The sequence below is a fragment of the Endozoicomonas sp. YOMI1 genome, assembly GCF_024606345.1.
GTDB lineage: Bacteria > Pseudomonadota > Gammaproteobacteria > Pseudomonadales > Endozoicomonadaceae > Endozoicomonas.
Map to the genome: position 1 here is coordinate 1 of NZ_JAHHPM010000101.1, position 5,623 is coordinate 5,623.

Genomic DNA, 5,623 nt, shown 5'->3' on the forward strand with positions numbered 1-5,623 from the left:
AATTCACCTGCAGGCTGATCACTGGAGAGGAACGAGCCCCAGCTTTTGATGTCAACAATGGACCTTTCATGATTCCGGGCATAAACAGGTTTTTCCACAGCCAGCAGGCTCAAGTCTGCATTACCACGCAGACATGGGAGAGTGAGCGCTGCATGGGTATTAGCGCTTTTCTGGACTTTTTCTGAACTAGTTGGCTGGGAGACACGCCGTCAACGGCATATTGCTTTAAAAAGGTACCGGGTATAGACGGAACACGGCATTGATCTCGTCCTGCACCTCCTTTGATAATTTCAGCTGGTAGGCACTAATATTTTCCTTAAGCTGCGCCAGTGAACTGGCTCCAATAATCGTCGATGTGACACCCTCTGTTTGGTATACCCAGGCCAGTGCCATCTGCGCCAGAGACAGTCCATGGCGCTCTGCTACCCCATGATAGCCTTCAATCGCCTTATGAGTCATTGGGGTATTACGGAAGTGACCATTTCTCTGCTGAACAGACCATCGGGAGCCTGCCGGAATCTGGCCATTTCGGTACTTGCCAGACAGCACTCCGCCACCAAGTGGCGACCAGGGCAGATAAGCGACATCATTCAATACACAGGATTCCAATACATAGGGTGAGTCCTTGGCATGTATCAAGCTGAACTCGTTCTGAATAGATACCATCCTGGGCAGATCATACTTCTCGCTCAGCCGCACATACTCACCAATACCCCAGGGCGTATCATCTGAAAGGCCGCAATAACGAATCTTTCCCGCTTTAATGCAATCATCCAACCCATGAAGGATATCCAGCATTTCCGCTTCCTGCCGCGTTCGCTCCACTTGCGTATGGGGAACCATCCCTGGCCAGTGTCTGGCAAAATGGGGAGAGACCCGGTTTGGCCAGTGCAACTGGTAAAGATCAATACAGTCTGTATTCAGACGTTTTAATGAACCTTCCACCGCCTCTTTAATACGCTGACCACTGATTGGGCTGCCATTGCGTATCCACGGCAGTCCCGCACCGACAATTTTTGTGGCAATGATAACTTCATCACGCTTGCCCGGATTGGCCCGGATCCATTCACCGATGAACCGTTCAGTTTCACCACTGGTCTCTTCATTAGGGGGGACCGGATACATCTCGGCCGTATCGATAAAGTTAATTCCCTGGCCCAGCGCGTAGTCAATCTGTTCAAAAGCCTCATTTAGAGAGTTCTGTTGTCCCCAGGTCATGGATCCCAGGCAGACCTCTGTCACCTGCAGTTCACTGCATCCCAGTTTAATTTTTTTCACTGACCGACTCCCCGGTATTTTTGAGGGTTAATGCGCATTACAGTAATAGAAAAACACAATCAGGAGAATAATCAAATCAACGCTGCCAACTGATCCTTGAACATAGCCAAAAACAGCAGATTATTGCTCGGCAATGCGGTAAAGGAGCTTAATAAAGGCGTCTGTACTTTTCTGGCTGGCGGATTCAATCCCGAATTTATTATGAAAATAGATGGACAGCTGACAATCCCTATTGCCCAGCATAACGGTATAGCCATCATCCATTGACTTTGCGGTAACACCTTCCAGGAGGTAGCCCCCGGCAACCTGTTCTCCCTTGTCCAAAATGCGGGCAAATGCCAAAAGACATTTTTGAATATCGATATGTTGATCCACCTGACTGACTCCTTCAGAAAAGCAAGGCTCCCTGCTTACGTAATTTTCAGGGAGGCATAGAGAAAACAGTGCAATATAAACACCGCAAGGGTGACGATTGCTCTCATGGACAGGTAAGACTTTACCCGCCCATCGGCCAAAGGCTCTGTATTAATGCACTCAATAATCAGTGTTGCCAGATAGCCAATGGCAAGTAACACCAGCATCTGATGATCCGCCAGCCCTGCCAGAAGCCCTCCGAAGACCAAGAGAGCAATGGCATTACTGGCCAGTACTTTAATTATGCTCCTGGATTGATTCTCACTGTAGACGGCCTGTCCCCATAAAGAACCGGCCATAAAGCTGCAGATAATGACGGAATAAATAATGAACAGTTGCTCCCCTCTGTTATCAAACAGAGACTGCCCCCTGATGGATAGAGACAGCGTAATAATAAAAGGCATTATCCCAAACCAGGCGAGCCAGTACATGAGTCGTTGAAAGCGATCCACTGAATTCTCCTTTTGTCTCACAGTTTTGTCCCACAATAGCGACCTTCCCGTTTCAGCCGTCGTCGGGTGATGGCATTGTAACTCCAGGTGAGACATTGCCTGATTCCTGGTAATGTGATCAATTCCCCCAACCATTGCCAATGGGGAAGATGGCGCAACAGGAAACCATAACTGTTCATACTGGTCAGAACGGTACCGTCATCACAAAGAATATGCAGTTGCTCCAGCGCTTTTTGCGGACTAATGCCCCGGGCCAGCAACGCATCCTGCTGACCGGTAATGTCAAACCATTCAACCTCACAGGTATAGGGCTTATTCTTCCAGCGAGCAAGAGTTTTCAGGCAGATGGGACAAGCCCCATCGTAAAAAACGATAGCTTTCATACATATCTTCAATCAGCTTTTACCAGTGAAGGTTAGCCAGAAACCTTCACAATGAAAGAATGATTCTTTACGCATAATTTTTCCTGTACGAATGGTCAGTCCGACTGGATCAGACCATTCCATTGCTCCGGGTTTATTATTACTGAATGAATGTGTTAGCCTGAAATGGATACGAATCAGAATAATAGAGCCGATAAAATGCTTAACCATACGACCTTTATGGTCGGCGCGGCCTGCCCGGTTAAAGAGAACTCTGCTCAGCGGATGTGTTAATCGTCAGTGGGAATGGCCCGTCAGGTTGACCTTTATCAGGGACTGATAAACGGGAGCCCCTGTCGTGTATATTCTGCGGTTGAATACTGCCGGCCAGCCTGTTGAGTGGCTTACCTGGCAGGAAACAGTATGCCTCTACTCAAGAGAGTTGGTTCGCTGGAGTCTGGGAGATATTATTTACCGAATCCATGGCGGCTATAACCGATGGCTTGGAGATCGAACGATTATCGAGCTTCCCAGTATCGTTGCCTGTGGCGGTAAACGCCTATTTCCCTGCCGAAACAATCCAGCCCTTACCAATTACTCATTGTTTGAAAGAGACAATCATCAATGCATGTATTGTGGCCGCTTCTTTAAAACAAAAGAGCTGACCCGCGATCATATTGTGCCAAAATCAAGGGGAGGCTTTGATGACTGGATGAACGTTGTTGCCGCTTGTCGGCGCTGTAATCAGTTTAAAGGTGACAAACTGCTGGAAAACACAAAGATGTCACTGATCGCCCTGCCCTATCGCCCCAATGCTGCCGAATATCTCGCCCTGGTCAACAGCCAGCGAATCCTGCCGGATCAGGCTGACTATCTCAGAACCCAGTTTTCCAAAAACTGTCGCTGGAAGAGCCGTAATCGCAATAAATCATCCGGAATATTACAACCCATTTGAATTGCAAGATATGCCACAGCCCCTGTCTATGTGCAGGGCTCCGATGTAAAATCCCTTCCCAGTTCATTTTTTGTATTGGAATCAGTAATGCCCCTGAATCTCGACAATGATGGCTACCTGGCCAACCTTGACGAATGGAATACCGAAGCAGCCACGGAGCTGGCAGCGCTTGAGGGTATTGTACTTACTGCAGCGCACTGGGAAGTCATTGATGCTTTGCGGACGTTCTATCAACAATATGAACTGGCCCCCAACCAGCGACCTTTTGTTAAACATATTGCCAATACCCTTGGCAAGGACAAAGGTAACAGCCTCTATCTAATGACGCTTTTTCCTGAAAGTCCGGCCAGAGTTGCCGCCCGAATTGCCGGACTACCACGTCCTACCAACTGCTTCTGACCCTCAAAGAGGCCATTCTGCCGAAAAATGAAAGGAATCCCCTCAAAACTCGACAGAATCCTGCTATTTGAAGACAGTTATCACCTCCGGTCACTGCTCAATATGACACTGACGGAGCTCAATAACGAGCGTTATTTTTCCAGGCTTATGTGCAATTTATCAACATCCTCTTTGAGTCTTGTAAAGCCAACAGCTTCAACAGCCTCTAGATAACCGGGATCATTTTCGCTCTTGTCCTGATGAAGCAGGTTGGCGGCAATTCTTCCGTAGGTCATGGCACCTTTGGCACCGACTCCGGACATTCCGGCCATCACCACAAAATTGCTATCCATTTCACCGGATGGCGCGACCAGCTGGGAAACAAGGGGTACTTCGGAACGGGTCAGGCTGTATACACAGGAAACATCGTCAACCAGTTGCAGATCCTCATCATTCACCGGCACCCCCTGCATGCGTAAATAACGACCAGTGTTCTCAATGCTCCAGCGAATCTCCTCCACGGACAACTTCTGGTTCCAGACATCCTCCAGGTTGTTGATGTCGCTGCGCTGAAAATGGCCGCCGATCTTGATGACCGGATTACCATCTGCATCAGAATATTCAAACATGGAATAGAAACTGCCCTGCCGAGTGCCAGCGGAGCTATTAATAACCGGGTAGGCGCGTTTCAGTTGACTGCGGGCGTGATCATCAAGCTGATGATACTTTTCCGGACTGATTTGCAGGAAAGCAAGAAATACCCGCTTCGGCGTGATCAGTTTATCCATATAAGGAGCCAGCTCACTGAGTAATGGGCCGGTGTGTGGACCTGCAGCGCTGACAACCTGGCTGGCTGTAAATCTCCGTTCAGAACCGTGCTGGTCTTCGCTGGCTATCAGGTAGTGGTTACCGTGCCGTTGAATATCGCTGACGGAAGTATTGTAAACAATTGTACCACCTTTGAGTTTAATAGCCTTGTGCAGCAGTGAAATAAGACCTTCAGGATTCATTGTGCCTGAATGCTCATTGAATTCACGTTGCAGAAAAACCCCCTCCGGCAGCTGGACACCAAACATTGCCGCTCCCTCTTCCGGTGTCAGGGCTATTTTGTAGTCGACCTTTTGTCGTTCAGAGGAAGTAATGACGGCATCAGCAACTTTCAGGCGCCCCATGTAACTGACGGGTGTTGTTCGGTAGACAGCAGACATTGACGTAGCATAACCTTGATTACCGAGAAAGTTGACCAGCGTTGCCGTTTCACGGACCGAGCGGTTATGGAGGTAGGACCACAGATCTCTGGCCAGGTTGTTGCTTCTGGCAATACGGGTCAGCCCTTTGCTGGAACCCTGGCTGTATTCATGATCCTGTTTTTCCAACAGGATAACCTCTTTACCGTCCCGGGCCAGCTGCCAGGCAGCGGCACTGCCCATCAGTCCACCGCCTATAACTACGACTTCGTGATGATTTTCAGGGGGGGTATCCTGAGCCCGGAGCTGACCGCTGAAAAAGATTAATATTGACGTAAATATAAAAGAAAACGTAGGCATATTTCCTCCATGAAATAGAAAAGTAGTTAAAAACCAGTTTTTTTAATTTTTGACAACTCGCCCAGTAAAAGGTTCCATCGACGAGCGTTTATTTTGCTGTAATCAATGCGTTACCGTCAGCCACCATCTCCCAGATCTTTGGGGTATATTTTCTTACCGTAAGCGTTCGACGATGCAGTAAATAGTTAACCAAATGAAATCATATTTTCTGACTAAGTGATCAGTCACTCTGCGGCG

General features: G+C 48.3%; 7 protein-coding genes. 2 read left to right on the plus strand and 5 right to left on the minus strand.

Translation table 11 applies throughout. From position 1 onward, the window contains the following. Positions 1 to 225 precede the first annotated feature (225 nt). The 4 genes from KDK15_RS03655 to KDK15_RS03670 all read right to left on the minus strand — a co-directional run bounded on the left by KDK15_RS03655 (position 226) and on the right by KDK15_RS03670 (position 2,527). Positions 226 to 1,278, minus strand: coding sequence for an aldo/keto reductase (locus KDK15_RS03655; RefSeq protein WP_257294006.1), 1,053 nt, complete (start codon positions 1,276 to 1,278; stop codon positions 226 to 228). 120 nt (positions 1,279 to 1,398) lie between these two features. After that, on the minus strand, positions 1,399 to 1,653 hold the full coding sequence (locus KDK15_RS03660; protein WP_257294007.1) for a DUF3081 domain-containing protein: 255 nt from the start codon (positions 1,651 to 1,653) through the stop codon (positions 1,399 to 1,401). A 35-nt stretch (positions 1,654 to 1,688) separates the two neighbouring features. Next, entirely contained in the window at positions 1,689 to 2,144 is a 456-nt protein-coding gene (locus KDK15_RS03665) for a DUF3429 domain-containing protein (RefSeq protein ID WP_257294008.1), read from the minus strand. Between the two features lie 17 nt (positions 2,145 to 2,161). Then, positions 2,162 to 2,527 (minus strand): thiol-disulfide oxidoreductase DCC family protein, encoded by a 366-nt coding sequence (locus KDK15_RS03670; RefSeq protein WP_257294009.1) that lies wholly within the window; start codon positions 2,525 to 2,527, stop codon positions 2,162 to 2,164. 337 nt (positions 2,528 to 2,864) lie between these two features. Between KDK15_RS03670 and KDK15_RS03675 the strand changes: the two genes are divergently transcribed. After that, positions 2,865 to 3,461 (plus strand): HNH endonuclease, encoded by a 597-nt coding sequence (locus tag KDK15_RS03675; RefSeq protein WP_257294010.1) that lies wholly within the window; start codon positions 2,865 to 2,867, stop codon positions 3,459 to 3,461. A gap of 87 nt (positions 3,462 to 3,548) precedes the next feature. Further along, positions 3,549 to 3,860 (plus strand): TusE/DsrC/DsvC family sulfur relay protein, encoded by a 312-nt coding sequence (locus tag KDK15_RS03680; RefSeq protein WP_257294011.1) that lies wholly within the window; start codon positions 3,549 to 3,551, stop codon positions 3,858 to 3,860. 131 nt (positions 3,861 to 3,991) lie between these two features. Here KDK15_RS03680 and KDK15_RS03685 read toward each other — a convergent pair whose 3' ends face one another. Then, positions 3,992 to 5,386, minus strand: a complete 1,395-nt coding sequence (locus KDK15_RS03685; protein WP_257294012.1) for an FAD-binding oxidoreductase — start codon at positions 5,384 to 5,386, stop codon at positions 3,992 to 3,994. Between the last annotated feature and the right edge of the window lie 237 nt (positions 5,387 to 5,623).

What these genes read in the sequence shown, in the direction of transcription:
- KDK15_RS03670 (WP_257294009.1), bottom strand. Translation starts at nt 2,527, where the DNA reads ATGAAAGCTATCGTTTTTTACGATGGGGCTTGTCCCATCTGCCTGAAA.
- KDK15_RS03680 (WP_257294011.1), top strand. Translation starts at nt 3,549, where the DNA reads ATGCCCCTGAATCTCGACAATGATGGCTACCTGGCCAACCTTGACGAA.
- KDK15_RS03685 (WP_257294012.1), bottom strand. Translation starts at nt 5,386, where the DNA reads ATGCCTACGTTTTCTTTTATATTTACGTCAATATTAATCTTTTTCAGC.